Below are 681 nucleotides of genomic sequence, written 5' to 3' on the forward strand. Positions count from 1 at the left end.
GGAGGTAAGGCGGGATGACGTATCGCGATTAGTTGCTGCAACGATGGAATAGGTGTAGCGAGTATAAGGCTGTATGCCTTCGTCTCGGTACGTGGTGGCCGTGCCGGGAAGTGTGGCAATCGTCTGGCCATTACGGCTGATGATGAGGGAAACCTCGTCGGGGCGAAGCGGCTGGCCAAAGGACCGCGACCGTACGGCGTCCCACGTGAGACGAATGGCCGTTACCGTATCGGGCAGCGTACGGGCACGAAACGGTACGGGAGCGGCCGGGGCGCGCACGTTGACGCGAGCGGAGTAGACGTCGTTGTCGGCAACATTTGAAATGGAGTTGCGCATATCCACCCACGAGGGATGAACCATGCCGTCGAGGAAATCAGCTCCGGAATAGTCGCCGGCGAACGTCTGTCCATTGAAAGGATTGCGACGGAGATCGTTTTCACCGTCGCCCACACGCCGGTCGGTCCATGTGGTTCCTCCGTCGGCGGAAAAGCTCACGTAGACATTGACCAGGATGTTGGCGGCATCATCACGGCTGTCGAAGTACATCACGGCAAGGTCTCCATTGGTTGGATCCAATGCCAACCATGGCCAGAATTGATCGTTCGTTGTGTCGGAATGGACGATAGTTGGTGCGGACCACGTCGTGCCATTATCGGTACTGCGCGAGAAATACACGTTAGG

General features: G+C 57.9%; 1 protein-coding gene. It reads right to left on the reverse strand.

Annotated features, from left to right (window positions below; translation table 11 throughout):
* On the reverse strand, positions 1-681 hold a 681-nt coding region (locus tag ACLD7X_RS17650), incomplete at both ends, for a sialidase family protein (RefSeq protein WP_411424995.1).

Origin of the sequence: Aphanothece microscopica RSMan92 (assembly GCF_046613545.2) — a bacterium.
Classification (GTDB): Bacteria; Cyanobacteriota; Cyanobacteriia; order PCC-6307; family Cyanobiaceae; genus NIES-981.